The sequence below is a fragment of the Pseudoalteromonas sp. US3C1004 genome (assembly GCF_048401065.1).
In the GTDB taxonomy this organism is placed as follows: Bacteria; Pseudomonadota; Gammaproteobacteria; order Enterobacterales; family Alteromonadaceae; genus Pseudoalteromonas; species Pseudoalteromonas undina.
In genome coordinates this window covers 550,794-577,034 of sequence record NZ_CP183073.1, presented here as the reverse complement: position 1 = coordinate 577,034, position 26,241 = coordinate 550,794, and the positions used below count along the sequence as shown (strand labels likewise).

Here is a 26,241-nt window from a genome sequence, read left to right as displayed (position 1 = left end):
GAATTATAAACAGTAGCGGGCAAATAAACTGCTTACTGAGGCCGCAGTTGGTTTACCATGTTGCCAATCACCACCTTCAACACCACTACCGGCAATATCCATATGCACATAAGGAAGTGGTAAAGTAGACTCATTACCATGCTTATCTAACCCGCCTACCACAGCTAAAAATGCCATAGGAAATTGATGACCGCGCGCTGTGACGGCAGAAGCCGCATTATTACTAGAAAGCACATCATCGGCTAAAGTACGTGGTTTTATAAAGTCATAATCTTCACGACGTGAACGTGATACTTCAGCACCGTCAGCCCATAAATCACCACAATCAGCTAATTGACGTGAAATATTAGCACTACGTGCTGGCCCATTTTCTACATAAGCACCATATGGTCCCATCGCACGTGCAGCATGCCCTGTTAAAGTAGCCACAGTAAACAGCGTTGGGTTTATTTCGTTTACAGCCAAATCTTTCATTTCACTAAGTAAATCACCCATCGCTAGACGCCCCTCGGCATCAGTGTTACCAATGCGCACTCGCACACCTTCACGGCTAGTAATGATTTCATCAGGAACAAAACAATCTGAACCAATTGAGTTACGTACCACTGCTAAAAAGGCAATCACTTTAACGCCTTTAGGCTGGTAATCAGCAACTGCTTTCATAAATCCAGCCACAGAAGCAGCACCGCCTTTATCTCGGCTCATACCTGCCATGTAGCCGCCTACTTTTAAATCTGCACCGCCTGTGTCATAAACTAAGCCTTTACCAACAAACATCAGTGTGCGTGTTACTTCACCCTCTGGTACATATTCAAGTTTAACAACGCGTGGATGATGACGCTCTACTGCATAAGATGCACGAGCAACAGTACTTAGCATCGGATAGTGTTTATCAATGGCAGCCAAGTCATCAATCACAGCAACGCTCACTGCGCTATTATTAAATAGTTCGCTACAGTAATCAGCAAAGCGTGGTGGTGCCATACGTTCAGGCTCGGTACCACATAAATCACGTGCAGCATGTTGTCCAGCTGCTAATGCATTGACTGCTTTAATCGTTTGCTCATTGGCATCAATTAAACCGATTTGAGTAATTGGCTCAATACCATGACCATGAAACTCACGTGCTTCAAGAGGCTGCCATAATGCTTGGCATGCGCCTAAATAGGCCACTTCTAGCGCGTATTGGTAACGGCTGTCGGTATTTAAAGCGGGTAAGTAAATAGCAGGGTTAACACTGCCTGACGCTTTAGCCTCATTAATGGCTAATTTAGCCGCATCAAAATAGCGACGTACATCATCATAATCTCTATTTAAAGGGCCTGTTGGGGCTAACACAACACGTTTACCGGCAATTACTAATAAGGTAACTTGATTACCTATTCGAGAGTCTACTTGAGCTTGATTTAAAATTGCATCACGCAGAGGCGTATTTGGTAAATGAGAAAAGTCATCACTGATAATAATTAGTGCATCGTGTGATGCACAATCTAGGCTTGCACTTACTGGCTGAGCCAGCACTGCTTTTGGATATGCCATAAAAAAGGATCCTGTTAGAAAACGTAGCCCCTATTATTATTTATTTAGCAATTTATAACCAGTAAACTGCGGTAATCTGCATACTTACTGGCAACCTAGAGTTACAGCTTTTACACGTCTAAAATACTCAGCTGTAAATTATGCTCTGGTTGGCTTTTAATACCAACACCAATTCCTAATAAACGCACAGGTTGTTGTAATCCGCGTTGATAGGCTTTGGCGAGTAACTCTTTAAAAATAGCCGTGTTTAATTGATGATTCGCTTGATCTGCTGAGGTCACAACAAAATTAGCAAATTTAACTTTAACACTTAACTTGTTAATTTTATTTTGTAGCTGCTGTTTGTTTAATCTAACCTCGAGCTCACCTAACAGTTGCGGTAATTGCTCCAAGCACTCATCAAGACTATTTTTGTTGTATTCATAAGTATGCTCCACGCTCAATGACTTACGAATCCGCTCAGTTGAAACCCGCCCTATATGCTCCCCCATACATTTTTGATATAACGACACGCCAAAATTCCCCACATGTTGCTGCATCCAATTAGCCCCTTTTTCGCGAACATCTTGGCCCGTGTACAACCCTTTTAAATTAAGCTTCTCCAAGGTTACCTTACCCACTCCTGGAATTTTACCTAGTGGTAATTGGGCTAAAAACGAGTCAACTTGCTCAGGCAATACTACAAATTGGCCATTGGGTTTATTTTCATCGCTAGCAATTTTGGCTATAAATTTAATTGGCGCAATCCCCGCAGAAGCGGTCAGCCCTGTGGTATTAAAAATATCGGTGCGGATTTGCTCTGCAATTAACGTTGCACTGCCTTTAAATGCAGTACTGTCGGTAACATCTAGGTACGCTTCATCAAGTGAAAGAGGCTCTACAAGATCAGTATAGCGGTTAAATATAGCGCGGATTTGAGTTGATACTTGTTTATAAACAGCCATTCTTCCGGGAACAATAACTAAATCGGGGCAAAGCTGTTTGGCATGATAGTTAGACATAGCAGAGCGCACCCCATACTCTCTAGCAAGATAGTTAGCGGTAGAGAGCACTCCACGGCGACTGTTACCGCCAATTGCCAGCGGTACACTTGCAAGCTTGGGGTTGTCGCGCATTTCAACGGCTGCATAAAAGCAGTCCATGTCTATATGAATAAACTTTTTCATCACACAATAACAACTGTTTATTTATACAGCCATTATTGTGTAATCGCTATTAATTAGCAAGCTTGTTGTTATTTAAAAAGAGCGCCTATTTTTCTTGGGCTTATTAAAACAATACATCCAAAATAAAATTTCTAAAGAAAAGCCTAATAAAATCAAAATAATTGCTCCTGCCTCATTACCCATAGCGTAACAAGTAAACGACGCTATAAAAACGGTGCATGCCAATAACCAATTAATTATATTCTGCATAGTTATCTCCTTGTGTGTTAATAGTTACTATAGTCATGAATTCAAAGAGGTACAATTTTAGCCCTAGAATTTTTGCCAACTATAATTCCCTTGAGCTCATCCGACCATGTTGCTAATCTAAATACTTTAAAACCAAGAGCTATAAATACATGGAAACGTTTAAACAACAACACCCTATTCATACCGACATTACTGTAGCGTGGGGCGATATGGATGCCCTACAGCATGTTAATAACTGTGTTTATCTTCGTTATTTTGAAATAGCCAGAATCGACTTTTTAAATAAATTAAATTTATTTGATACTATCAATGCTAAAGCCACTGGCCCTGTGATCAGTGAAAATAATATTCGCTACAAACGCCCTGTGACGTTTCCTGACACATTAAGCGTAGGTATTACTATTAGTGATATTAAGTCAGACAGATTTATAATGAATTACAGTGTATTTAGCCATGCGCAAAATGCGATAACGACCACTGGCATGTCAAAAGTGGTGATGTTTGACTTTAAAACAGGGCAAAAAGCCACGATCACAGAACCTTTGTTATCGGCTTTAAAAGCAAATTCTGAAAACGAATAATTAGGATTAGTAATGCAATATAGTCAATTAGGCAGTAGTGATATTAGTGTTTCTAGGGTCTGTTTAGGTAGTATGACTTGGGGAGTACAAAATACCCAGCATGATGCTGATGAGCAAATAGCCTATGCTCTTGACCGTGGTGTTAACTTTATTGATACGGCAGAAATGTACGCAGTTCCTCCCTCTCCCGATACTTATGGTAAAACTGAGGAAATTATAGGGAATTGGGTCGCACGTAATTCACAGAAACGAAAAGACATTGTTATTGCAACTAAAATTGCCGGTAATGGGCTTTCATGGATCCGTGATGGTGGTGATATTACTCGCCAAGCTGTTATTGATGCAGTTGATCAGTCTCTAAAACGCCTACAAACCGACTATATTGACTTATACCAATTACATTGGCCAAATCGTCGCACTCCTCATTTTGCAAGGCAATGGCCTGGCATGCTTAAATTTACTGATGTCGATGCAAAACAGCACACCGCTGACATGCTTGATATTTTAGAGGGTTTAGATGCGTGTGTTAAAGCGGGTAAAATTAAACACTGTGGACTTTCTGACGACACCCCGTGGGGGATTAGCCAATTTTTAAATTTAGCCAAAGAGCACAATTTACCAAAAATGGTGTCTATTCAAAATGAGTTTAGTTTAGCGCATGCGAAAGATTGGCCTTATTTAATAGAGCAATGTGTGCATGAAGATATTGCTTATTTACCTTGGTCACCTTTAGCTGCTGGACTATTAACGGGTAAATACCTAAATGGAGCGCGCCCTGAAGGCTCTCGTTGGACATTTATGCAGCGTAACGGTATTTTTAGAGATACGCCACAATCACAAAAGGCGACCAAAGAGTATGTTGAACTTGCCCATGCACACGCTATCACCCCTGCACAATTAGCGCTAGCGTGGTGTAATCAAGTGGATGGCGTTACCTCATCTATTATTGGTGCCACTACTATGGCGCAATTAAAAGAAGACATTGATGCATTTGAGCTAACTCTTAGCGACGATGTACTTCTAGCGATTGATACCATATTCAGAAATAACCCAATGCCATACTAGGGCTTATTAATTTTTGGGGATTAAAGTTTGTTCTATATAGGGCAATTTAATCACGGCAAGAGGTTTTAAGCCTAGCAGGTGATCAAAAACAGCAAAGTATAAATACGTTTCAATGAAATTGATGCTTTGCTGTTCTTTATGTTTATTTTTTAGGCACTGCTAGTATAATACGCAACAAATTTTCTAGGCGGATCTATTTGTAATGCAATCACTTCGTTTTTTATGTCTTGGCATTTTGGTCACTTTTTCTACTTGCAGTCATAGTAAAACAGCAAAGCCAATAGAAGAGATTTTATGGTTACAAAGTAAAACCCCTCCGTTTCATTTAAGCAAAGAAACAAAACAGCTTGGCTTATGCGATGATTTAACACAACAGCTAATGCATAGCATAAAAGGGGTGAAACATACCCGCTTAGTTTTACCGCAAAAGCGAATTAATAAATATATCGATGAGGGTAGAAACGTTTGTTTTCCATGCGCTATTTACAAACACAGTGCAAATAAACAGTTTTTATATTCATTACCTACAGCGGTTTATCCCCCACATAACATCATAACTACCGCGGAAAAAGCACCTCAATTAACCTCTAAGCATGGTAATCCTATCAACTTAGTGGGTTTACTTGCTGATAAAAACTTCACTTACGGTCAAGCTGATGCGCGTCGTTTTTCTGTGCAGATTAACAATATTATTGAAAACTCATTAACTCACTCTAATGTTTCTATGAGCTGGAGTAGTGATAATGAAAGTGGTGTTGTAATGGAGCGCTTAAAACACGGCTCTTTAGATTACTCGCTTGATTACCCATTTATCACTAGCCACTTTAGCAAAGGCAATCAATCAAATATTGTAAACCTACCGATTGCCCAAAATAAAAATAAATTAGTTCCAATAGCCGTTGGTTGTGCGACTAATGCCCCAAATAATTTTGCTTCTATGGCAATTAAAAAGATTAATCACGTACTAAAAAACAATATTTTAACCTCAGAGCAATACAAAAATAATCAACAATACTGGTTAAATGAACACTTTGAGGACTTTAATAAAGCCTATAATCAATATGTGCTTAACTTTGATTCACAGACCAATGATGCTCCAATAAACACTGCTGACCAGAGTCAGAATAAAGAGCAACTTTAAACTCTCGACCCGCGCTCACCATCCCTACGCCAGCAGGCGTGCCGGTCATAATAATATCGCCCTCTTCTAAACCCATAAACTCATTTACCTCTGCCAGAATTTGCGCAGGTTGGTGCAACATTAGCTGGGTTTCTCCGTGCTGAATTACTTTACCATCAATATGTAATTCAAACATAAACGATGTCATTTCTGGCGTTAACTCAATAAAATCACTAAATAATGCTGAGCCATCGAATGCTTTAGCACGTTCCCACGGCAAGCCCTTTTCTTTTAAACTGCTTTGCAAAGCTCGCTTAGTCAAATCAAGTCCAATCCCTACGCCTGCAAGCTGCTTATTTTTTATCACAAAGCATAATTCAGTTTCATAATGCAACGTATCACCGTTATGGGAAGAGAGTAAGGTATTAGTGATCGCGCTATTAGGCTTATTAAAAATTACCATTTGCTCAGGGTGTTCGTTGTTTAATTCAGCAATATGCGCACTGTAATTGCGCCCCACACAGACTATTTTTGAAGGCTGTATGCTCTGCGAAGCCAGCTTTATTTGATTCATTCTCTCACCTGTTAATTACATAACGCTTTTAATATTTTGGCATACTCTCAAATAATTAACGCAAAAGCGAATGCAGTTTTATTATGTTTTTATGATAACTATTGAGCTGAATATAATCAATCACATAGAATGGAATAAAAGTAAGAAGGGACTAATTTGGTAGGTTTTTGTATACGCGGTTTTAAAGCAATAAGCAGGTACATTTAGTACCTGCTTATTGATGGATTATTAATAGGTTATTGACTACTTACAAGTAACACTACTTTGCTCGGCAGCATTTGCTGTAATAGCCAGCTTAGCAATAGATACATGCCAATCACCTTGCGTGCTTAACTGCCAAGGGGTGAACACTTTTGCTAAATCAACACCTTGCTCTGCAAAACAACTTAAGTTGATGTTTAATGTTTGCCATTGACCTGATTGCTCAAGGTTATCAGTAATATCAAACTTACCCTGACAACTCTCACCACAACCCATAGCAATCCACAGCGGGCTTGATGCCGCTTTATCTACTTTAATTTGCATTTGCAGTTGGCCATTGTTTTCAATGTATGAGCGTAAGTCAGATGGGAATGCCGCGGCTAAATTAACCCCAGCCATCGCTTGGCCATTAAAACGAATAGCGCGTGCATCTTCTTGCACTTCTTTGTCAAATGTTTGGATGCTCACCGCACCTAATGACTCGCGACTGCTCGCCACCGTTTTTTGTTGCTCGCCACTTTTTAATACCAACGACCATGGTGCTTTAATTGCACGCTCAAACAATACTAAATCATCCAGTTTTTCAGTCTGTTGAGTTTGCTCTACCAAGTCATCTTTAAGTACGTTGCTATCACCGTAGGTTAAGCCAAAACCATAAGGAAGTAATGGGCTATAAGCTTCGTCGTTGCGGTTTTCATTGTCGATTGGGTTATTCGGCCATGAAAACGATAACTTTCCTTTAAAGTCGTGGTTAATTGAACCGTCTGCATTTTTAAACAATACATCACTAATTGCATCACCTTCACTGCCTGGAAGCCAAATAGCAACAAACGCATCACTGGCATTTAGCTCAGCATTAACCCACATTGGGCGACCGCTAATAAATAATGATACAACAGGGATTCCCGCATCTTTAAACTTTCGCAGTAGCGCTAAGTCGCTTTTATTACCGCGCTGGTATTCTAGGTTATCAACATCACCATTACCCTCTGCATATGGTTGCTCACCAAACACCACAATGGCTACATCTGGGCGTGCTTTGTATTCCCCTTCAACACTCAGCATTGCACTGCCACCAGCTTGCTCTACAGTATCTTTAATACCTGCGTAAATAGAGCTGCCGCCAGGGAAGTCACTGTTGGTATTGCCTGTTCCTTGCCACGTAACGCTCCAACCACCCGACTGCATGCCGATGTTATCAGCCCCTATGCCTGCGACTAATACGTTGGTCTTAGGCGATAATGGCAGTAACTGCTGCTTATTTTTAAGTAATACTAGAGACTCGCGTACAGCTTGTTTAGCCACTGCACGGTGATCGCTACTACCAATAATTTCAGTTTTTCCAGAAAGAGGACGCTTCGCGGGGCTTGGTTTATCAAATAATCCTGCGCGCATTTTAACGCGTAGGATACGCGTTACCGCATCGTTAATTCTCCTTAGTGGAATTTCACCGCTATTAGCTTGGTTAACCAAGTTGCTAAATAGTGGTTTCCACTCATCTGGCGCCATGTACACGTCTAAGCCTGCATTAGCAGCTTGAGCACAGTTACTATTTGAACAGCCTTTAACTTGTCCATGGCCATTCCAATCGCCAACAACAAAGCCATCAAAACCCATTTTTTCTTTTAGTACATCGGTTAATAAGTATTTGTTACCGTGTATTTTATCGCCATGCCAGCTGTTAAACGAAGCCATAACCGTTTGCGCACCTGCACTCAAACCACCTACATAACCTTGTGCATGAAGCGCAAATAACTCTTCTTCAGAGGCGATATTATTACCTTGATCGTCGCCATTGACAGTACCACCATCACCTAAAAAGTGCTTAACGGTGCTAACTACTCGCGTATCCGACAAAAAGTCTTCATCAACAGCGCCTTGCAACCCTTTAACGATGGAAGCGGAATACGCTTTCACTATTTCAGGGTCCTCAGAGTACCCTTCGTAAGTACGGCCCCAGCGGTCATCACGAACCACCGCAACAGTAGGTGCAAATACCCAATCTATACCGGTAACCATTACTTCTCGCGCAGTAGCGGCGGCTATTTTTTCAATAAGTGCAGGGTTGTTTGCAGCACCTAAACCAATATTATGCGGAAATAAGGTCGCGCCAATAACATTGTTGTGTCCATGTACCGCATCAGTGCCCCACATTGTAGGGATTGTGCTGCCATCTAAAGAATCATCAATAGATGCTTGGTACATCTTTTCTGCTAAATCAACCCAATCTTCAGGGGTTGCATGTTTATTATTGTTTGGAAATGAACCACCACCATTTAAGTAAGAACCAAAACCATACTTACGCATATCTTCAACCGTGATATTACGGATTTCAGGTTGGATCATTTGCGCTATTTTTTGCTCTAGCGTCATATTCTTTAGCATATCAGCGATTTTTTGCTCCATTTGAGCATCGCTTTTAATACCTGTTTCTATTGTTGGCCAAATTTCTTTTGGGCTTGTCGCATCACTAGCACTGTTAGAGGGTTGCGAACAACCGCTGCTGGTTATTGCTGCTAGCATCAGCGCAGTGATTGAAAAAGTGCGTTTAATAATCATAGTATTCACCTAAAACTCAAAGAGGAGTTGACGTTGTTTTTTTAGTACCAAACAGCGCGAAATAAGTAATATATAAATAGCAACCAATGGGCAAAATAAGAGCTAATTGCACACCTATGTTATCAGCTAGCATACCTTGTAATAACGGAATAATGGCACCGCCAACAATCGCTAAACATAAAATACCCGAACCCTGTGAGGTGTATTTACCAAGCCCCTGCAGTGCTAAACTAAAAATAGTAGGAAACATAATAGAGTTACATAATCCAACTAATAAAATAGCCCACATAGCCAGTGACCCTTGACCCGTCATAGCAATTAACACAAGTAAGCCTGCTAAAATACCGTGACAAGCTAATACTTTGGCTGCGTTTAATTTTTGCATAATCGCGGCGCCAGCAAAGCGTCCTATCATTGCACCTGCAAAATAATAGCTAATGTAATGTGCTGCTTGTTGCTCTGGTAAGCCTGCAATATGATCAAGGGTTAAAAAGCCAACTAAAAAACTACCTATGGCCACTTCAGCCCCTACGTAAACAAAAATACCAATCGCGCCTAAAATAAGGTGACGATATTTCCATACACTGCCTAAATCAACAAACTCAGTGTCACCTTGGTTTTCTGCTTCACTGTCAATCGCTTTACCTAATTTAGGTAACTTTAAAAAAGCAAAAATAATCGCCAATGTTAATAAACTTGCACTGAGCATTAAATAAGGAAACTTAACTTGTTCTGCTGTAGCTTGACTAATTTCTGACAAAATTAACCAACTACCAAACAATGGCGCAACAGTTGTACCTAAAGAGTTAAAAGCTTGAGTCATAGTTAAGCGCGAAGACGCTGTTTTTGCAGGCCCTAATACGCTTACATAAGGGTTGGCAGAGACTTGTAAAATAGTGATCCCTGAAGCAAGTACAAACAAAGCAAGTAAAAATAGCTCGTAAACATGTGCCTCTGCAGCGGGGTAAAATAGTGCACACCCTATCGCAGCAACAACCAAACCAACAACAATACCAAATTGGTAACCTATTTTACTGACCAGCTTCCCTGCAGGAATTGACATAACAAAGTAGGCACCAAAAAAACAAAATTGTACCAACATTGCTTGGGTGTAATTAAGGGAGAACATTCCCTTTAAATACGGAATTAAAATATCGTTTAGGCAAGTTAGAAAACCCCACATAAAAAACAAGGTCGTAAGCGATGTTAACGCAAAGGTGTGTGTAGACCCTGGTTTTTGGCTGTTTTCTGCTGCCGGTAGTGGCTGTGTGATATGTGCCATAGTATAATCTCTAATTATTTTTTAATTATCAGATTGTTACCTCTATTTTATTGCGTTTAGTAAAACTTAAAATGCAGATAATAGTTGCAACACCAAATGTAAGCGCTTACATTTATAGCATATAGAGAAAATTTATCAATTTATTTACAAAAATATTGTAAGCGCTTACATTGTTATATTATGCAATTTATATTGCTTAGCTAACTACTGTAGAGCTCATTATTATTTGCAAGCTTAAGGACGTATCTCATTGTGTTTAAAACAATCTCCTTACCAGGCACGTCAGCCCTCTTAAAGCCGCCGTTTATTTTTGGGGTTGCTACAGCCTCTTTTCAAATAGAGGGAAGTTACGATACCCGCCTCCCCTGTATTTGGGATACTTTTTGTAACAAACCAAACACCATTGCAGATAACAGTAACGGCAACCAAGCATGTAAACACATTGAATATTGGCAACAAGATGTACAAATGATTGCTGATTTAGCTGTAGACGCTTATCGTCTTTCGATTTCTTGGCCACGCGTTTTACACCAAGATGGCAGCTTGAATATTCAAGGAATGTCGTTTTACAAATCGCTATTACAAGCTTTAAAAGTGCGCAACATTAAAACTTATGTCACTTTATATCATTGGGATTTACCACAGCATTTAGAAGACAACGGTGGTTGGCTAAATCGCGATACCGCGTATCAATTTGCTCATTACACTCACATAGTAACTCAACAACTAGAGGGCTTAGTTGACTCTTATGCGACCTTAAATGAGCCTTTTTGTAGTGCCTACCTAGGCTATGAAATAGGGGTACATGCACCAGGCATAAAAAGTCAAAAAGCAGGACGCCAAGCAGCGCACCACTTACTGCTTGCCCATGGACTCGCAATGCAAGTGATACGTAAGAATTGCCCCACGATAGAAGCCGGTATAGTACTTAACTTTAGCCCATCCTATCCGCTTACCACTGCTGATCAACGCGCTGCTAAATTAGCTGATGACTATCATAACCAATGGTATATACGGGCAGTACTAGAGGGCTGTTACCCTGAAGTGATTAATGAGCTTGCAAATGATGCAAAGCCCCATATTAGTGATGGAGATATGGCAATTATTAGCCAAAAGATCGATTTTTTAGGGGTTAATTACTATACTCGTATTCATTACAAAAATACCCCAGATCATTGGTTTAGCGAAGTTTCTTTAGAGAATGTTGCCACCACCGATATGGGCTGGGAAATATACCCGCAGGGATTGTGCGAATTACTGCTTTCACTAAATGATCGTTATACTTTACCTAAGGTATATATAACAGAGAACGGTGCAGCAATGGCTGATATATTAATAAATGGTAAAGTAGATGACATACAACGTATCAATTATTACCATACCCATCTTAATGCCGTTCATAATGCAGTTGAGCAAGGCGTTAATGTACAAGGCTACTTTGCATGGAGTTTAATGGATAATTTTGAATGGGCCTATGGTTATGAAAAACGCTTTGGGCTAGTCTATGTTGACTACCAAACTCAACAACGTACCCTAAAACAAAGCGCAATTGCGTATCGTGATTTTCTTAAACAGCGCCAAAAATAATAACGAGTGGCTTTTATGCTGAGTAAAAAAGAAAAAATAGCTTACGGCCTAGGTGACACGGCCAGTAATATTATTTTTCAAACCGTGATGCTGTTTTTAACTTTTTTCTACACTGATATTTTTGGTATTTCGCCTGCAGTTGTGGGCACCCTTTTTTTAGTAGTTAGAGTTATTGATGCAGTAACTGATCCAATAATGGGCGCACTCACTGATGCCACTCATACTAAATACGGTAGCTACCGACCCTACCTACTTTGGCTTGCCATCCCTTTTGCCGTTATAAGCGTGATTACTTTTACTACCCCTGAGATGGATGACGCCAACAAAATTATTTACGCCTTCGTTACCTACACCCTGCTAATGTTAGTTTACACCGCAATTAATATTCCTTATTCGGCACTTGGCGGCGTATTAAGTGGCAACCCCAACGAACGTGTCTCCATTCAATCATACCGGTTTGTATTTGGCATGTTAGGTGGTTTACTGGTTACAAGCTGCACCTTGCCTTTAGTAAAATGGTTTGGCAATGGTAATAACGAAATGGGCTATCAACTCACCATGCTGGTTATGAGTTGCCTAGGTGTGGTGTTATTTTTAATTTGTTTTCGTTACACCAAAGAGCGAGTGAGCAATCCACCGCATAAATTATCTTTAAAAACACAACTTCACGTTTTATGGCAAAATCAGCCGTTTAAAATCTTGTGTATGGCAGCGCTGGTATTATTAACCAGTATGGTATTGCGCACAACGTTGGCTATTTACTATGTAAAATATGTTCTTGGCAAAGAAGATTTAATCACCGAATTTGTAACCTTAGGTATGATTGGTAATATTTTAGGCTGCGCTTGCGCACAACCTTTAAGTAAACGCCTTGATAAGAAAGCGGCTTATGTTTATCTGCAATATATTTCCGCCATATTGAGCTGCATTGCCTTTTTTGTTCCTAATGAACACGTTTTACTAGCGTTTTTAGTGTATTTTTTATGGTGTTTTTTCACTCAAATGGCAACGCCTTTATTATGGGCAAAAATGGCTGATACTATTGATTACGGAGTCTGGCAAAATGGCCTTCGACTCACGGGTTTAGTTTACGCAAGCATCGTATTTTTTATCAAATTGGGGCTTGCATTAGGCGGAGCGATTGCCGGTTGGTTACTTGCTTATTATCAATATCAAGCCAATGTGGAATTAAGCGAGGCAACTAAAAATGGTATTTTAACCTCATTCACACTTTACCCTGCGATTGGTAGTGTACTTGTGGCATTAATAATGAGTAAATACAGCCTAGACAATAGAACCATTAAAAAAATCACTGCCGATTTAACACAGAAAAGCAATTTGTAGCAAGGAATAGTATGGCCACCATTTATGAAGTGTCAAAGCTTGCAGGGGTGTCACTTGCCACTGTTTCAAGAGTAATGAACAACAATGCAAACGTAAGTGATGCAACCAGAAAAAAAGTCACCTTAGCCATGGAAGAGCTGGGCTACCGCCCTAACTCTATTGCGCAATCACTGGCTTCTAATTGCTCGAATAGTGCGGGCTTGTTAGTTTCAGAGCTTAAGGGTCCATTTTATGGGCCGATGATGAGCGGTATAGAGAACACCCTAAGAAACCAAGGTAAACACGTTATTATTACCGCAGGCCACAGTGACGCAGAGCGAGAGCAACAAGGCATCGAATTTTTAATTAGCCGTAACTGCGACGCACTTATTTTGCATGTTGAAGCTATTAGTGATGAATACTTAATAAAACTCAGTAAAGGCAAAACCCCGTTTGTTTTGCTAAACCGCTATATTGAAGAGCTCGCCGACCGCTGTATTATTCTTGATAATACTAAAGGTGGCTATTTAGCCACTAAATACATTATTGAATCGGGCCATAAAGAAATTGCGTATATTAGCGGCCCATTATGGAAAAAAGATGCCCAAGAACGCTTAAATGGGCATAAACAAGCGCTTGATGAATTCGCCATTAAATTTGATGAAAATAATTTATTTGAAGGTGACTTTGTAGAAGAAAGTGGCTACGAAGGCTTCGCTACACTGTATAAAAACAACCCAGCCTTTACCGCCTTGGTATGTGCCAATGACGAAATGGCCACTGGTGCCATGGTGAGAGCCAGAGAGCATGGTATACAACTACCTTCGCAGCTTTCAATTATTGGCTACGATAACGTGTTTTTTACCCGTCACGTTTACCCTCCGTTGAGCACTATAAACTATCCTATCGATGAGATGGGTAAAGTGGCAGCGCAGTGGGTACTTAGTCATGTTTATCAAAAAAGCGTACACCCTATTCAAACGTTATTTGAGCCCGAGTTAGTTATACGCCAATCTGTGGTTAAACCTTTAACATCTAGGTAAGCTAATAGGGTGTTAAACAAGCTGATTGAGTAATGCTAAATTTATTGGTTTTAACAATACCTGCTCTATTTCTAGTTGCCTGATATGCACGGCATCGGGCTCCATACCACTAATAATGACGCGCTTAATATCAGGGTAATGCTGCTTAATAAACCCTGCCAGCTCTAAACCGGTTCCATCTGGCAAATGCATATCGAGCAATACTTTATCGTAATTACTGTTATGTTCAAGCCTTGCTTTACAGTCTTTAACACTTGTTGCTATATCGGTATCTACATCCAAGCTTTCTAGTAATAGCTGGGTAATTTGCGCGGCATCAGCATCGTCTTCTACTAATAAAAAGCACTTTTTATCATTACTTGGTTTAGGTGCTGGCTGAACCAGCGTAGCTGATTGTTCTTTTTGCCCGAGCCTTAACTCTAAGCATTGATAAAGCAAGTTGGAATCGACAGGTTTGGCAATCATATCGTCAAACCCTAACGCATTGAGTTCGCTATGAATGCCTTTCATAGTCGCAGCAGTTAAGGCTATGATTGAACCTTTAAAACCTAGCTTTCTAAGCTCAATAGCAGCTTCTTTTCCGCCCATTACTGGCATGTGGATATCTAAAAATATAATATCGTAGGTTGCGTGCCCGTCTGCTAGCTGTTTTTTTACTTTTTCAAGCGCTTGCTTACCATTATCAGCATAATCGACCGCAGCGCCTGCTGAACCGATTAAGTGACCAACTAACACACGTAAATCGCGTAAATCATCAACCACCAACACCTTACCGCTCACTTGGCAGGGTGCTACTTTTTGCTGCATATTGGGGGTTAAATCAAGTTTTAATAAATTGCGCTCTACCTGTCTGATATCACCAGGATATAAAGAAATGGTAAAGGTTGACCCTTTACCTACGTGAGAGTCTAATGAAATATCCCCCTGCATACGACTAAGTAGTTCAGAACAAATAGCTAAACCTAAGCCTGCACCACCGACTGAACGCGACTCTACATCAGCTATTTGCTCAAAAGGCTTAAAGATGAGAGCTTGTTTTTCTGGAGCAATGCCTAAGCCTGAGTCTTTAATACTAAAAAATAGCATTTCACGCTCATTGACTACTTCAGTCCACGCGTTAACCACAATCTCGCCTTGCTCAGTAAATTTAATCGCGTTATTGATCAGATTAATAAGAATTTGTCGAACTCGAGTGGCATCTACACGAATGACTAGTGGTAAAGGCTCCAGTGATTCAAACTTTAGTGATAAGCCTTTATCGAGTGCCGATACGCGCATTAATGTAAATACGTCGGCCATTAAGCTATCAAGGTTAACCTCCCCTAAACTCAGTTCGAGTTTATCGACAGCAATTTTAGATAAATCTAAAACATCATTTAGTAAGCTTAATAAATGCTTACCATTACGATAAATCACACCGAGCTCGTTTTCAGCCTGCTTGTTAAAGTCACTGAGCATCAACAACTCGGTATAACCTAAAATAGAAGATAGCGGTGTTCGCAATTCGTGGCTTAAATGTGCTAAAAAGCGATCTTTTGAACGGTTTTCAGCCTCGGCTTTTAAGCGTTCCACTCGCTCATCTTCTACATCACGGCGCGCTAATGCGTAGCGAATAGAGCGAGCAAACCGGCTACCACTCATTTCGTTTTTAACTAAGTAATCAACAGCTCCGGCATCAAGCGCAGCTGAATCGAGGGCATCGTTTGACTGCCCTGTAAGCATAATAATAGGCCCACAAAAACCATTTTTAAGCGCTTGTTTTAAAACACTTAAGCCATCAGATGCCCCTAAGCGATAATCAAGCAAGCAAATATCATGTTGATTTTTACTCAACACTTCCACCGCCTGCTCAGGAGAGCTTATCCAGTCTATGTCAAACACATGGGAACTGAGCTGCTCTAAATAGTCACGAGTTAAAATATAATCATCTTCATCGTCTTCAACCAATAGCAGTTTCGTTGCCTTTGCTAACATAGCGTCTCCTGTTTTAATAATATGCTTAATCGTTAAACGTGCTTGGTAGCTCTACAAACTCAACCCAGTATTTACCCAGCGTTTTCATCAACTCAACTAACCCGTCAAACGTAACCGGCTTAGTTATGTAAGACGCAGCGCCTAGGTTATAACCTTTAACCATGTCTTCTTCTTGCTTAGATGTGGTTAAAATTACCACTGGAATGCCTTTTAGGTTTGGATTTGCCTTAATAGCTTCAAGCGCTTCACGACCATCCATTCTCGGCATGTTTAAATCAAGTAAAATTAAGCCTGGTCTTGGCGAGATGCTTTTATCTACAAACTTGCCTTTGCGCTCTAGGTACTCTAAAAGTTCAACACCGTCTTCAACAAAATGTAATTCATTTAAAACGCGACTTTCAGCAAGCGCATCTTGGGTTAATAAACGATCATCTTCATCATCGTCTGCCATCAAAATGGTAATCGGTTTTACGTTTGTTAATGGCATATTATGCCTCTCCTTGTAATGTGAATAACTCTGCATCCACAGGTAATTTAATGATGAAAGTTGCCCCCTCACCTAGGGTGCTTATCGCAGCAATAGAGCCGCCGTGTCGTTCTACAATTCGACGACATACAGATAAACCAATACCCGTTCCTTTATATTCTGAACGGCCATGCAAACGTTGAAATGGTACAAATATTTTATCCGCGTACTCATCAGAGAAGCCGATACCATTATCTTTTACGGTAATGACATGCCAACATATTTCACTGTTATGATCTTCACTAAACTCACACACTCGTTCAAAGTCAACATTAACAACCGGGTCAACGTTAGGCGCTCTGAACTTCACTGCATTGGAAATTAAGTTTAAAAACAGCTGATGCATTTGACTCGGATCTGCCTGAATAATGGGCATATCAACCGTAACAACCTGTGCATTACACTCATTAATCGCTATTTCTAAATCACCTTTTATATCATTCAGAATGCTGTTTAAATCGGTATCGGTAAAATCTTTACCTCGGGTTGTTACTCGAGAGAACTCTAATAAATCATTAATTAAATTAGACATCCTTTGTGCGGCATTTTTCATGCGGGCAATATAATCTGCGCCTTTTTCACCTAATTCGTCTTTAAACATGCTTTCAAGCCGGTCACTAAATGCTTGAATTTTCCTTAGCGGCTCTTGCAAGTCATGGCTGGCAACAAAAGCAAACTCCTCTAACTCTCGGTTACTACGACTTAATTCATCAGAATACAAAGTAAGCTCTTGAGTACGTTCAGTCACTTTACTGGCTAAAGTTTCATTTTGCATTTCAAGCTCGGCACGATACTCGGCCGCATTTTTTAAATTCAACCTAGCTAATAAAAACATACCCAAAATCAATAATGCGCTGGTAACTGCAGTAATACCAAAAGTGATTTTAGCTTCTTTTTTAATTTGTGCTAATTTCGAAAAGTGACTGACTTTAAACAGCAATTCGCGTTCTTGAATGTCACTAACCAATGTGCGAATTTCTCTGTAAAGATCACGCCCTTCATGTGTATTGAGCCTCAGAAGTGCACGCTTTTCCTTATCGTTTAATGCTAATTCAACCGTTTTTTTCAGCTCAGCTATTTTAGCTTCAACCAAGAGTAACAGCTGTGCAATACGCTGTGCCTGCCCGTCAATTTCAGAATGTAAGGCGCTCACATGGTTCGTTTGAGACTTTATTTGTGCGATAGCATCGTAGTAAGGCACTAAATAATCATCCGTTTGAGTTAATAAATACCCACGCTGCCCCGACTCAGCTTGCACTACCGAAAGGTGCAATTGCTCTATCGCCGTGCTTAACATATTAGTGTTATCTAAACTTTGCTGAGTACGCGATAACCCTTGAATAGTGTTAATGGCTAAAAAAGCATTACCCACAATAATACACAGCACTATGGAAATAAATAACGCCCATACTACATTTGCTTTGCCTTGCTGTTTGCGTTTAATCATTTATCATCCTGAATTAATTAGGGTTACTTCGATTCTGAAATAAGCTGCAAACTGTCACTGCACGCTTGGCAATTAGCAATTATTTTATCCAATGCGGCGAGTGCTTTATCTTTTGGCATATCGTTTTCAAGTACTAGCTTAATTAGCTCAGCATTCATCGAAATACGGTTTAGCGGCGCACGTGCGTCGTGTACCAGCTCATTCAAAGGTTTTGCCTGTTGTGGTAATGCCATTAAAGTCCTCGTTTTGTTGTTATTAAATTTGCATGCTGGTTATTTGTATTCGCCAATACCACCATAAGCATTTAAACGGTTGTATAAGGTTTTAGTACTAATGCCTAACATTTGTGCCGCTAATGTTTTATTACCTTGTACCTTATCGAGCGTGGCATGAATAAGCTCTTTTTCAACTTCTTCAATTGTTTGCCCTGCTGATACCTGTTTGTCCTCAGATTGAGTATTAACCCTTGAAAAAGGCGATTCTAAGTTGTCAGGTAAACTAATTGTGCTAGTTTGCGGGTCGCTCATAATAAAAGCGCGATGAATAGCATGGCGAAGTTCACGTACGTTACCTGGCCAGTCGTATGTTTGTAGCTCTTTAAGCTGTTCGTTAGCCCAGGCAAACGCTGTACCATTTTCATCGTTCAACTGACCTAAAAACGCTTTTGCGAGTAATGGAATATCTTCTTTTCGCTCTCTTAGTGGCGGTATATCAATTGGAAAAACAGCCAGTCTAAAGTAAATATCTTCACGTAAAATATTATTCTGCGCTAAATCGGTAAGGGAGCGGTTAGTCGCTGAAATAACACGGCAATTTACTGGTAACTCACGATTACCGCCTACTCGTGTTACTTTTTTAGTTTCAAGTACACGCAGTAAGTTAGGCTGCATATCAATCGGCATTTCGGTGACTTCATCAAGAAATAACGTTCCGTCGTCTGCTTGTTCAAACACGCCCTCTTTACGAGCAATGGCACCGGTAAATGCGCCTTTTTCGTGGCCAAATAATTCACTGCCAATAAGCTCTTTTGAAAGCGCCCCACAGTTACTCGCCACCAGTGGACCTTCGCATTTACTAGCATTATGAATAGCTTGGGCTACCACCTCTTTACCTGAGCCACTTTCACCCATAAGCATAACATTAGCATTGGTTTTAGCTACACGCTCTATCATAGTATAAAGCTGTTGCATGGGCGCAGACTCGCCAATAAGCGTGTCAAAATGATGAGTAATAGCGGCGCTTTTCGCTTTTTTTACTGTTTTTTTAGGGCCATTTAAAACCAGTTCTAAGTCTTCGCGTTGCAGCGGTTTTAATAGATGCGACACATTAGGCTCACACATCTCAGCTAAAATACCTTTAACCGAAGGGTGACCTGAAATAAGGGTGACTTTAGGCGATTGACCAATCATTTTTAAGTGATCCAGCAAGTGTAAACCACTGCCATCAGGTAACATAAAATCGAGCAGCACATGATCAAAGGTGTTATTTTCAAACCATTGATGCGCTTCTTTTAAACTGGTTGCTGTATTAATGTTGTGGCCAAGAAACTCAACAATATGGCAAATAACATCACTGAATTCGACGTCGTCATCGACTAAAAGTATATTTAACATGAATAATCCCTGTGCTTTTTCACCATTCTACTTACCCTTTAATGTAAATGAAAGATATACATAATTAAGGTACAAAATGCAGCTGTTTTATTTTTAATCCACTAGTTTAATCATAAGTAGCTGTATAGGCGCTGAAATAGCGCTATTTTATGAGGCTTATTAAATCTCTATTAAAGCAATTAATATAACCAACTGATATAATTTATTTTTATTACAGGAGTTGTTATGCGCTTATTAAAAACCTACATTCATCCCTCAATCAATATTGAGCAAGGTCGTCAATTTTCTCGCCCAACCGCTCGCGCTATTGCATTTAAGCAACAACAAATTTTACTTATGTATACTCAGCGCTACGACGACTTTAGCTTACCTGGCGGTGGAATTGACTCACATGAAAGCATAGAGCAGGGGTTGGTCAGAGAACTAAGTGAAGAAACTGGCGCACAAAATATAAAAGTATGTAGCGAGTTTGGGCTTTACGAAGAGTACCGTCCTTGGTACAAAGATGACTTTGATATTATTCATATAGAATCATACTGCTACCTCTGCCAAATTGATGAGCAACTAGGCCAAGCACAGCTTGAACACTACGAAAAACAAAATGGCATGCAGGCTAAATGGGTTGATATTTTCCAAGCGATAGCCCATAACGAACGTACACTTGCAAACAGTGACAAGCAAGGGCTATCAATTATTCGCGAAACCTATCTGCTAAAAGCCATTGCTGCACAGTTTTTTACCTAAGTATTTAGGGTTGCGTTTGCGGTTCGCTCAGCGATTTTTTCCCCACATAAAAGCGATATAGTCCCAGTAAGTTACTACTTAAAAATAGGCTTTCCATGATTATTGCCACTGGCGAGCTGGCGAAAATATTATGTGTTATCCAAAAAGAGGTTCCCACCACCATACATAACCTTAAGTGCAAATCTCGATTTTGAAATGAAGCGATAGTTTGTATTAATGTCGCCACCAATGCAAAAGCACTAAACCAATCTTGCCAAGTAAAATAAACGGCTAAGCAGCTTACAGCCATAAACCCAAACATAGCCCAAGTATGCTTAAAGTAAATACAGTAAAAATAACGTACCGCGGCAATAAACATTAAGCAGCCGGCACTGTTATAGCCCAATATAAAAAAGTGAGCAGAGGTTAATAATACTGAGGTAAATAAACAGCTTAAAATAATTCGTCGGGATTTAAACTGAAATGAAGCTAAGTCGAGTAAAGTAGCGACTGCTACTAACGATTGGGCAATTAAAAACATAACACTCCAAGGTATTAAAGCTTAAAATGGGGAGTGTATAGTGCTTTATGAAAACAGCACTTAACTTAAGTTAAGTCGCTTACGAATTCGTGATAACGAAATAGCCGAAATGCTTATATACATTGCCACTTGGCTTAAACTTAACTGCGCCAACCAATGAGGTTTATGTTTGAGTAAATAGCAGTAACGCTGCTCGGGACTATTGAGTAATAAAAATGCTTCTTTGGCTTCTTTAAAAATAAGTTGCTGTGCAATAAGCTGCTGCTTAATCAGTTGATACTGTGCTTGCTCAAATAGTGTTAGTGGTACTTTAATTACATTGGCTTCGTTAATCACTTTTAATTGATAAAACGCAGGAGTTGAGGTCATCCAATTGGCAAACAGCAAAGCAAATTCATTTTTAAAATAAAACTCTTTACACTTTTGCACGCCGTCAATGTCGTCATGAATAGCGCCTAGAACCCCGTCCACAACTAAATACCCATAACTTTGCAGATCGCCTTGTTGCACTAATACGGTATTGGGCGCTATTAGTTGCTGAGGATACTTACCAGCCAATTGCACTTTAAACTTGTTTACTAGTGCTTCATAACTGTCGCCAAGCGATAAAAGTGGATTATCAGACATTAAAAATTACCATTTTTTCATTAAAGCATGTGTAATATCAGCCGCTGATACACCCACCCTAGGAATATATTTTTGGCCACACCATAAAGGTGAAAAATCACTTTTAGCACTTTTTTCAGCTAGAGTTCTTAAGGCTGTTATTGCACTGCTGGCATGTGGAAACGCAGGAACGCCCTTTGGTATAGCACCTAGCTCTTGCATTACTCGATTTTTAATACCCCGAGCAGCTCTACCAGAAAACAATGTAGTCAGTGTAGTCTCGTCTTGTTGTTGATCTAAAATAGCCTGTTGATGCAAAGCTGATGTTGTTGCCTCCTTACATAGTAAATAAGCGCTCCCTACTTGTACAGCACTCGCTCCTAACGCTTTAAACCGCTGTACATCATCGGCTGAAGCAATGCCACCAGCAGCAATAATAGGCAGTGATATATGCTCAACACAACGTTTAATTAACTGCTCAGTAGTTTGTTGTAAGCTTAAATCCATTGATAAAAAGTGCCCTCGATGGCCACCAGCTTCTATACCCTGAGCAATAATCCCATCAGCGCCATTTTCACTAAGCCAAATAGCTTCATCTAAAGTAGTAGCCGTTGAAATTATTTTAGTGCCCCAGCTTTTTATTTGCGCCACAATAGCTTGCTTAGGTAAACCAAAATGAAAACTAACTACTGCTGGCCTATAGAGGGCAATAATATCAACAACCGATTGATTTATAGGTTGACGGGAAGCCCCTGCAGTTAAACTTTGCGGGTCAATTTCATACTCTGCAAAATAAGGTGCCAGCATATTATGCCATAGCTGCTTTTGTTCGTTCGTGTAATCAGCAACCCTATGACAAAAAAAGTTAAGATTAAACGGCTTCGTTGTTTTTTGGCTAAGTACTTCTAGCTGCTCAATTAATTGTGCTGGTGATAACATGGCGCAAGGCAAAGAGCCCAAGCCTCCAGCCTCACTTACAGCAAGAGCAAGCTGCTCGTTTTGAACACCTGCCATAGGTGCCTGAATTATCGGTAAAGCGGTATTAAACAATGGTGGCTTCATTTGAACTCTCCCTGTAACTTTTTCAACAACTTGCACTATTTACAGAACCATAGCAAAAACAACAAGCAAACAACATCTAGATTTTAGTCATAAGCAATATAAAAACCATTACTAACAGATAGTTATGACTTTTTAATATCTAGAAACTAACTGGCTTTGGTTTTGCACCTATCCTATTACATAATTTGTTAGGAGGTAAAATGAGTAACACAGTTGATACGATCAATCCCGCAACCGAGCAAGTCATTAATAGCTACACGCTGCTTTCTCAAGCTCAAGCAGAACAAGTGATCGAAAAATCTCATGAAACATACTTAACATGGCGATTAACCTCGTTTACCGAGCGCGCAAAATATTTAAATAAATTAGCCTCTTTATTTGAAAGCCAAAAAGAAGCCTTAGCAAAACTAATGACCGAAGAAATGGGTAAAGTCTATGAGCAAGGCTTCCAAGAAGTTCAGCTTTGTGCTGACATTTGTCGTTATACCGCTGAGCATGGCGCCGATATGCTTAGCGACGAGGAGCGCGACATGCAAGGAGGTCGTGCAATCATAAGCTATCGCCCTACCGGTGTGCTGCTGGGTATTCAGCCATGGAACTTCCCACTTTATCAAGTTATTAGATACAGTGCCGCAAACATTATGGCGGGTAATACCACGGTATTAAAACACGCCGGTAATGTATTTGGTATGGCTGAAAAAATTGAAACATTATTTCTACAAGCAGGCTTTCCTGAACACTGCTTTAGCAACTTACTGGTTGATGGTAAAACTGCCAGCGCCCTTATTTCACACTCAGCGATTAGTGGCGTAACCTTTACTGGAAGTGATGGCACAGGTAAAAAAGTGGCAGAGCAAGCTGCTAAGCATGTTAAAAAAACCGTGCTAGAACTGGGTAGTAACGATGCTTTTGTTGTACTTGACGACGCTGATTTAGCCCTTGCAGTTAAAGCATGTTTACAAGGACGCATTATCAACAACGGCCAAACCTGTGTTGCAGCCAAGCGCTTTGTGGTGGTTGATTCACTCTACAATGACTTTAAAGAAGCACTAAGCCAGCATTTTAAGGCGATAAAAATGGGCGACCCAATGGATGAAGATACTGAACTGGGTCCTATGGCACGCGAAGATTTACGCGACAAAATTCATCAGCAAGTACAAGACTCTGTCAATGCGGGTGCAAAAGTAATTGTAGGCGGCGAAATACCGCAACAAACAGGTTATTACTATCCACCAACTGTGCTGGAAAACCTTACACCGGGCATGCCTGCTTATGACGATGAGCTATTTGGCCCTGTCGCATCTTTAATTAAAGCCAAAGATAACGACGACGCTATGCGTATCGCTAATGATTCACGCTATGGACTAGGCGGTGGTATATTTTCAAAAGATGAGAAGAAAGCCATTGAACTGGCCAAAAAGTATTTTGATACCGGCATGATTAATATTAATGGCTATGGTTTGGCACAACCAAACCTACCATTTGGCGGTGTTAAAGACAGCGGTTATGGCCGAGAGCATGGTGGCTTTGGGATTCGCGAATTTGTGAATGTTAAAAGCATTATGATTCACAGCTAGTATCAGGTATCAGGTATCAGGTATCAGGTATCAGGTATCAGGTATCAGGTATCAGGTATCAGGTATCAGGTATCAGGTTAGTAAAATTAAATACCGCGCTTGTAGCAAGCGCGGTGTTTTTTTGTCTAATAAATTTAAAAACCTGAGTTAGGCTGTTTTAGAAACTCAAGCTCTTCTTTTGTAGAGTCCCGTCCTAGTATTTTATTACGATGCGGATAACGATTAAATCTATCAATAATCGCCTTATGCTGATACTCAAAATCTAAGTTATTTTTAATACCTAACGCCTTATATAACTTAACCGCTTCATCATGAATTAGCTTTGATTCGCTGTGCATAAAAGGCATATACAAAAATACGCGTTGCTCATCCGTCAATTCCTTATCAAACCCTTTGGCAATAGCTGCTTGCGCTAACGCTAGAGCTAATGCATCACAGGCAAATGCTGCGGGCTTTTCACGGTAAATATTACGTGAGAACTGATCAAGCACAATAATTTCAGCAAGACTACCTAGCGCACTTTCACGCCACCCAAATAACTCACTTACACTTGCTTGATGATGTAATTCACCAAAACGAGTTTTAATTTGTGCATCAAGCCCATCGTCTTTTTGCCACCACTGTTTAGGCTCAAGCTCATTAAACCAAAAGTCGATGATTTTATTAAACATAATGAATCTCTTTGTTAATTAACGCTAAACTAAATAACTTGCTACGAAAACTTCGCAAACTTAAAAGCACTATCGTAATGTATTAACTTTCTCTTTCGCCTAAAACCTTTAACCTAATATCTGTACTATACCTAGCCCTTTTCAAACATAGGTACTTTGCGTTTATCTGCTTTGCTCATTGCCAGCTCTTGTATATCTTGCTGCTTTTGCTCACTTGGCTTTGTTTCTAGGGATTGCTGATTAGCATCTTCAAATACCAGTTCGGTTAGTAAGGCAAAATGATCGGAGCCATATTTAGCAAGGCGCTTTATCCGTTTTACACTAAAGCCTTTTGAATGAAACAAATGATCAAGCGGCCAACGCATAAAAAAGTAATTAGCGTGAAAAGTATTAAAAAAACCACGGCCTTTACGAGGGTCTAAAAAGCCACTAATTTGCATAAATAAACGAGTACTGCGTGACCAAGCAACATCATTTAAATCGCCAGCGACTATCGTAGGCCGAGTTGAATCTTTAAGAGCTTTAGCCACCATTATTAATTCGCTATCGCGCGGGCGTGATGAATCTTCTTCGGTTGGGCTTGGTGGCGCGGGATGAATAAAATGCCCCTGCATTTTTAACCCTTGGTGGTTTTCAAATAAAATATGAATAGAAGGAATGTCATCTTCTATAAGTGCACAAATTTGTGCATCGAGTATGTTAAATTTACTAAATACATGCATGCCGTAGCGGTTATCTTTTGGGCACTGTATTTGATAAGGGTAGTTTTTTTTAAGCACGGACAATTTATCTTGCCACCAACTATCGCTTTCTAAGGTGATAAGTAAATCGGGCTGATATTTATCGACTAAGTTAATTAACTGCTCACTATGTCGATTCGACATCAGTACATTAGCGGATAAAATTCTGATGCTATGCTCACTACTTTTTGGCGCTGTTAATACTTCTTTTTTAGCAAACCAAGTGTAGGGATAAATCCACTTAGCTTGAAGCGCACAAATAATTAAAGCAACAGCCGCTATTAATGAGTATGCAATAAAGTCGATTTGCCACATACCTATTAGTGCAACGATAATTACAGCGCTTGCTAGGTAGCACACCTGCAAGCGCACAAAGTCGCAACTACGTATCAAGTAATGCTGACTGTATGACAGGGGTAATAACGTTATTAATAACAACAAGCCAGTAACTATGACCAATACAGTGAGCATT

Annotated in this window: 23 protein-coding genes; 8 read left to right on the top strand and 15 right to left on the bottom strand. The window is 40.1% G+C overall.

Annotated features, from left to right (window positions below; translation table 11 throughout):
• Window positions 1-3 precede the first annotated feature (3 nt).
• Window positions 4-1,539, bottom strand: coding sequence for a M17 family metallopeptidase (locus tag ACNSN3_RS02680; RefSeq protein WP_418608518.1), 1,536 nt, complete (start codon window positions 1,537-1,539; stop codon window positions 4-6).
• 110 nt (window positions 1,540-1,649) lie between these two features.
• A complete protein-coding gene (gene dinB, locus ACNSN3_RS02675; protein ID WP_418609036.1) occupies window positions 1,650-2,705 on the bottom strand; it encodes a DNA polymerase IV in 1,056 nt (351 codons plus the stop codon).
• Between the two features lie 398 nt (window positions 2,706-3,103).
• Here dinB and ACNSN3_RS02670 point away from each other — a divergent pair, with 398 nt between their 5' ends.
• The 3 genes from ACNSN3_RS02670 to ACNSN3_RS02660 all read left to right on the top strand — a co-directional run bounded on the left by ACNSN3_RS02670 (window position 3,104) and on the right by ACNSN3_RS02660 (window position 5,741).
• Window positions 3,104-3,535 carry an acyl-CoA thioesterase gene (locus ACNSN3_RS02670; protein WP_054202217.1) on the top strand — a complete coding sequence of 144 codons (432 nt, stop codon included), beginning with the start codon at window positions 3,104-3,106 and terminating at the stop codon, window positions 3,533-3,535.
• Between the two features lie 12 nt (window positions 3,536-3,547).
• Window positions 3,548-4,600, top strand: coding sequence for an aldo/keto reductase (locus tag ACNSN3_RS02665; protein ID WP_418608517.1), 1,053 nt, complete (start codon window positions 3,548-3,550; stop codon window positions 4,598-4,600).
• 202 nt (window positions 4,601-4,802) lie between these two features.
• Entirely contained in the window at window positions 4,803-5,741 is a 939-nt protein-coding gene (locus tag ACNSN3_RS02660; RefSeq protein ID WP_418608516.1) for an ABC transporter substrate-binding protein, read from the top strand.
• Here ACNSN3_RS02660 and ACNSN3_RS02655 read toward each other — a convergent pair.
• The 3 genes from ACNSN3_RS02655 to ACNSN3_RS02645 all read right to left on the bottom strand — a co-directional run bounded on the left by ACNSN3_RS02655 (window position 5,668) and on the right by ACNSN3_RS02645 (window position 10,336).
• Window positions 5,668-6,294: a fumarylacetoacetate hydrolase family protein gene (locus tag ACNSN3_RS02655; RefSeq protein WP_054202220.1), complete on the bottom strand. Its 627-nt coding sequence runs from the start codon at window positions 6,292-6,294 to the stop codon at window positions 5,668-5,670. The two genes, ACNSN3_RS02660 and ACNSN3_RS02655, sit on opposite strands and share 74 nt — an antisense overlap.
• A 243-nt stretch (window positions 6,295-6,537) precedes the next feature.
• Window positions 6,538-9,054, bottom strand: a complete 2,517-nt coding sequence (locus tag ACNSN3_RS02650) for a glycoside hydrolase family 3 protein (RefSeq protein ID WP_418608515.1) — start codon at window positions 9,052-9,054, stop codon at window positions 6,538-6,540.
• Window positions 9,055-9,070: 16 nt separating this feature from the next.
• Entirely contained in the window at window positions 9,071-10,336 is a 1,266-nt protein-coding gene (locus ACNSN3_RS02645; protein WP_198521989.1) for a sugar MFS transporter, read from the bottom strand.
• A gap of 252 nt (window positions 10,337-10,588) precedes the next feature.
• On the opposite strand from ACNSN3_RS02645, the gene ACNSN3_RS02640 reads away from it, so the two are divergent.
• The 3 genes from ACNSN3_RS02640 to ACNSN3_RS02630 are packed head-to-tail and all read left to right on the top strand — an operon-like array spanning window position 10,589 to window position 14,289.
• Complete coding sequence (locus ACNSN3_RS02640; RefSeq protein WP_418608514.1) at window positions 10,589-11,923, top strand: GH1 family beta-glucosidase; 1,335 nt, start codon at window positions 10,589-10,591, stop codon at window positions 11,921-11,923.
• 15 nt (window positions 11,924-11,938) lie between these two features.
• Window positions 11,939-13,267: a glycoside-pentoside-hexuronide (GPH):cation symporter gene (locus tag ACNSN3_RS02635; RefSeq protein ID WP_109875285.1), complete on the top strand. Its 1,329-nt coding sequence runs from the start codon at window positions 11,939-11,941 to the stop codon at window positions 13,265-13,267.
• Window positions 13,268-13,278: 11 nt separating this feature from the next.
• On the top strand, window positions 13,279-14,289 hold the full coding sequence (locus ACNSN3_RS02630; RefSeq protein ID WP_418608513.1) for a LacI family DNA-binding transcriptional regulator: 1,011 nt from the start codon (window positions 13,279-13,281) through the stop codon (window positions 14,287-14,289).
• A gap of 12 nt (window positions 14,290-14,301) precedes the next feature.
• Here the strand turns inward: ACNSN3_RS02630 and ACNSN3_RS02625 are convergent, their stop codons facing one another.
• The 5 genes from ACNSN3_RS02625 to ACNSN3_RS02605 are packed head-to-tail and all read right to left on the bottom strand — an operon-like array spanning window position 14,302 to window position 19,849.
• On the bottom strand, window positions 14,302-16,263 hold the full coding sequence (locus ACNSN3_RS02625; RefSeq protein ID WP_010390895.1) for a response regulator: 1,962 nt from the start codon (window positions 16,261-16,263) through the stop codon (window positions 14,302-14,304).
• A gap of 25 nt (window positions 16,264-16,288) precedes the next feature.
• Entirely contained in the window at window positions 16,289-16,750 is a 462-nt protein-coding gene (locus ACNSN3_RS02620) for a response regulator (RefSeq protein ID WP_010390893.1), read from the bottom strand.
• 1 nt (window position 16,751) lies between these two features.
• Window positions 16,752-18,236: a sensor histidine kinase gene (locus ACNSN3_RS02615; RefSeq protein ID WP_418608512.1), complete on the bottom strand. Its 1,485-nt coding sequence runs from the start codon at window positions 18,234-18,236 to the stop codon at window positions 16,752-16,754.
• A 23-nt stretch (window positions 18,237-18,259) separates the two neighbouring features.
• Window positions 18,260-18,469 (bottom strand): hypothetical protein, encoded by a 210-nt coding sequence (locus ACNSN3_RS02610; protein WP_054202227.1) that lies wholly within the window; start codon window positions 18,467-18,469, stop codon window positions 18,260-18,262.
• 39 nt (window positions 18,470-18,508) lie between these two features.
• Complete coding sequence (locus ACNSN3_RS02605; RefSeq protein ID WP_418608511.1) at window positions 18,509-19,849, bottom strand: sigma-54-dependent transcriptional regulator; 1,341 nt, start codon at window positions 19,847-19,849, stop codon at window positions 18,509-18,511.
• A gap of 225 nt (window positions 19,850-20,074) precedes the next feature.
• Between ACNSN3_RS02605 and ACNSN3_RS02600 the strand changes: the two genes are divergently transcribed.
• Window positions 20,075-20,593 (top strand): NUDIX hydrolase, encoded by a 519-nt coding sequence (locus tag ACNSN3_RS02600; RefSeq protein WP_055012837.1) that lies wholly within the window; start codon window positions 20,075-20,077, stop codon window positions 20,591-20,593.
• Window positions 20,594-20,597: 4 nt separating this feature from the next.
• On the opposite strand, the gene ACNSN3_RS02595 is transcribed toward ACNSN3_RS02600, so the two are convergent.
• From ACNSN3_RS02595 to ACNSN3_RS02585, 3 genes are read right to left on the bottom strand one after another with little or no spacing between them, the layout of a single operon-like run.
• The gene (locus ACNSN3_RS02595; RefSeq protein ID WP_109875287.1) at window positions 20,598-21,113 is read right to left on the bottom strand and encodes a YgjV family protein; all 516 of its coding nucleotides are present in this window, start codon (window positions 21,111-21,113) and stop codon (window positions 20,598-20,600) included.
• A 60-nt stretch (window positions 21,114-21,173) separates the two neighbouring features.
• Window positions 21,174-21,740 carry a Crp/Fnr family transcriptional regulator gene (locus ACNSN3_RS02590; RefSeq protein WP_418608510.1) on the bottom strand — a complete coding sequence of 189 codons (567 nt, stop codon included), beginning with the start codon at window positions 21,738-21,740 and terminating at the stop codon, window positions 21,174-21,176.
• Window positions 21,741-21,746: 6 nt separating this feature from the next.
• Window positions 21,747-22,781 carry an NAD(P)H-dependent flavin oxidoreductase gene (locus ACNSN3_RS02585; RefSeq protein WP_418608509.1) on the bottom strand — a complete coding sequence of 345 codons (1,035 nt, stop codon included), beginning with the start codon at window positions 22,779-22,781 and terminating at the stop codon, window positions 21,747-21,749.
• A 200-nt stretch (window positions 22,782-22,981) separates the two neighbouring features.
• On the opposite strand from ACNSN3_RS02585, the gene ACNSN3_RS02580 reads away from it, so the two are divergent.
• Window positions 22,982-24,358 carry an NAD-dependent succinate-semialdehyde dehydrogenase gene (locus ACNSN3_RS02580; RefSeq protein WP_418608508.1) on the top strand — a complete coding sequence of 459 codons (1,377 nt, stop codon included), beginning with the start codon at window positions 22,982-22,984 and terminating at the stop codon, window positions 24,356-24,358.
• A gap of 134 nt (window positions 24,359-24,492) precedes the next feature.
• Here the strand turns inward: ACNSN3_RS02580 and ACNSN3_RS02575 are convergent, their stop codons facing one another.
• Together ACNSN3_RS02575 and ACNSN3_RS02570 are read right to left on the bottom strand one after the other, a co-directional pair.
• The gene (locus ACNSN3_RS02575) at window positions 24,493-25,029 is read right to left on the bottom strand and encodes a DUF924 family protein (RefSeq protein WP_418608507.1); all 537 of its coding nucleotides are present in this window, start codon (window positions 25,027-25,029) and stop codon (window positions 24,493-24,495) included.
• A gap of 131 nt (window positions 25,030-25,160) precedes the next feature.
• Window positions 25,161-26,240, bottom strand: a complete 1,080-nt coding sequence (locus tag ACNSN3_RS02570) for an endonuclease/exonuclease/phosphatase family protein (protein ID WP_418608506.1) — start codon at window positions 26,238-26,240, stop codon at window positions 25,161-25,163.
• Window position 26,241: the final 1 nt, after the last annotated feature.

Bases quoted from the DNA above. Each gene is read 5' to 3' on its own strand.
- ACNSN3_RS02680 (WP_418608518.1), bottom strand. From the start codon at position 1,539: ATGGCATATCCAAAAGCAGTGCTGGCTCAGCCAGTAAGTGCAAGCCTA.
- dinB (WP_418609036.1), bottom strand. From the start codon at position 2,705: ATGAAAAAGTTTATTCATATAGACATGGACTGCTTTTATGCAGCCGTT.
- ACNSN3_RS02670 (WP_054202217.1), top strand. From the start codon at position 3,104: ATGGAAACGTTTAAACAACAACACCCTATTCATACCGACATTACTGTA.
- ACNSN3_RS02665 (WP_418608517.1), top strand. From the start codon at position 3,548: ATGCAATATAGTCAATTAGGCAGTAGTGATATTAGTGTTTCTAGGGTC.
- ACNSN3_RS02660 (WP_418608516.1), top strand. From the start codon at position 4,803: ATGCAATCACTTCGTTTTTTATGTCTTGGCATTTTGGTCACTTTTTCT.
- ACNSN3_RS02655 (WP_054202220.1), bottom strand. From the start codon at position 6,294: ATGAATCAAATAAAGCTGGCTTCGCAGAGCATACAGCCTTCAAAAATA.
- ACNSN3_RS02650 (WP_418608515.1), bottom strand. From the start codon at position 9,054: ATGATTATTAAACGCACTTTTTCAATCACTGCGCTGATGCTAGCAGCA.
- ACNSN3_RS02645 (WP_198521989.1), bottom strand. From the start codon at position 10,336: ATGGCACATATCACACAGCCACTACCGGCAGCAGAAAACAGCCAAAAA.
- ACNSN3_RS02635 (WP_109875285.1), top strand. From the start codon at position 11,939: ATGCTGAGTAAAAAAGAAAAAATAGCTTACGGCCTAGGTGACACGGCC.
- ACNSN3_RS02630 (WP_418608513.1), top strand. From the start codon at position 13,279: ATGGCCACCATTTATGAAGTGTCAAAGCTTGCAGGGGTGTCACTTGCC.
- ACNSN3_RS02625 (WP_010390895.1), bottom strand. From the start codon at position 16,263: ATGTTAGCAAAGGCAACGAAACTGCTATTGGTTGAAGACGATGAAGAT.
- ACNSN3_RS02620 (WP_010390893.1), bottom strand. From the start codon at position 16,750: ATGCCATTAACAAACGTAAAACCGATTACCATTTTGATGGCAGACGAT.
- ACNSN3_RS02615 (WP_418608512.1), bottom strand. From the start codon at position 18,236: ATGATTAAACGCAAACAGCAAGGCAAAGCAAATGTAGTATGGGCGTTA.
- ACNSN3_RS02610 (WP_054202227.1), bottom strand. From the start codon at position 18,469: ATGGCATTACCACAACAGGCAAAACCTTTGAATGAGCTGGTACACGAC.
- ACNSN3_RS02605 (WP_418608511.1), bottom strand. From the start codon at position 19,849: ATGTTAAATATACTTTTAGTCGATGACGACGTCGAATTCAGTGATGTT.
- ACNSN3_RS02600 (WP_055012837.1), top strand. From the start codon at position 20,075: ATGCGCTTATTAAAAACCTACATTCATCCCTCAATCAATATTGAGCAA.
- ACNSN3_RS02595 (WP_109875287.1), bottom strand. From the start codon at position 21,113: ATGTTTTTAATTGCCCAATCGTTAGTAGCAGTCGCTACTTTACTCGAC.
- ACNSN3_RS02590 (WP_418608510.1), bottom strand. From the start codon at position 21,740: ATGTCTGATAATCCACTTTTATCGCTTGGCGACAGTTATGAAGCACTA.
- ACNSN3_RS02585 (WP_418608509.1), bottom strand. From the start codon at position 22,781: ATGAAGCCACCATTGTTTAATACCGCTTTACCGATAATTCAGGCACCT.
- ACNSN3_RS02580 (WP_418608508.1), top strand. From the start codon at position 22,982: ATGAGTAACACAGTTGATACGATCAATCCCGCAACCGAGCAAGTCATT.
- ACNSN3_RS02575 (WP_418608507.1), bottom strand. From the start codon at position 25,029: ATGTTTAATAAAATCATCGACTTTTGGTTTAATGAGCTTGAGCCTAAA.
- ACNSN3_RS02570 (WP_418608506.1), bottom strand. From the start codon at position 26,240: ATGCTCACTGTATTGGTCATAGTTACTGGCTTGTTGTTATTAATAACG.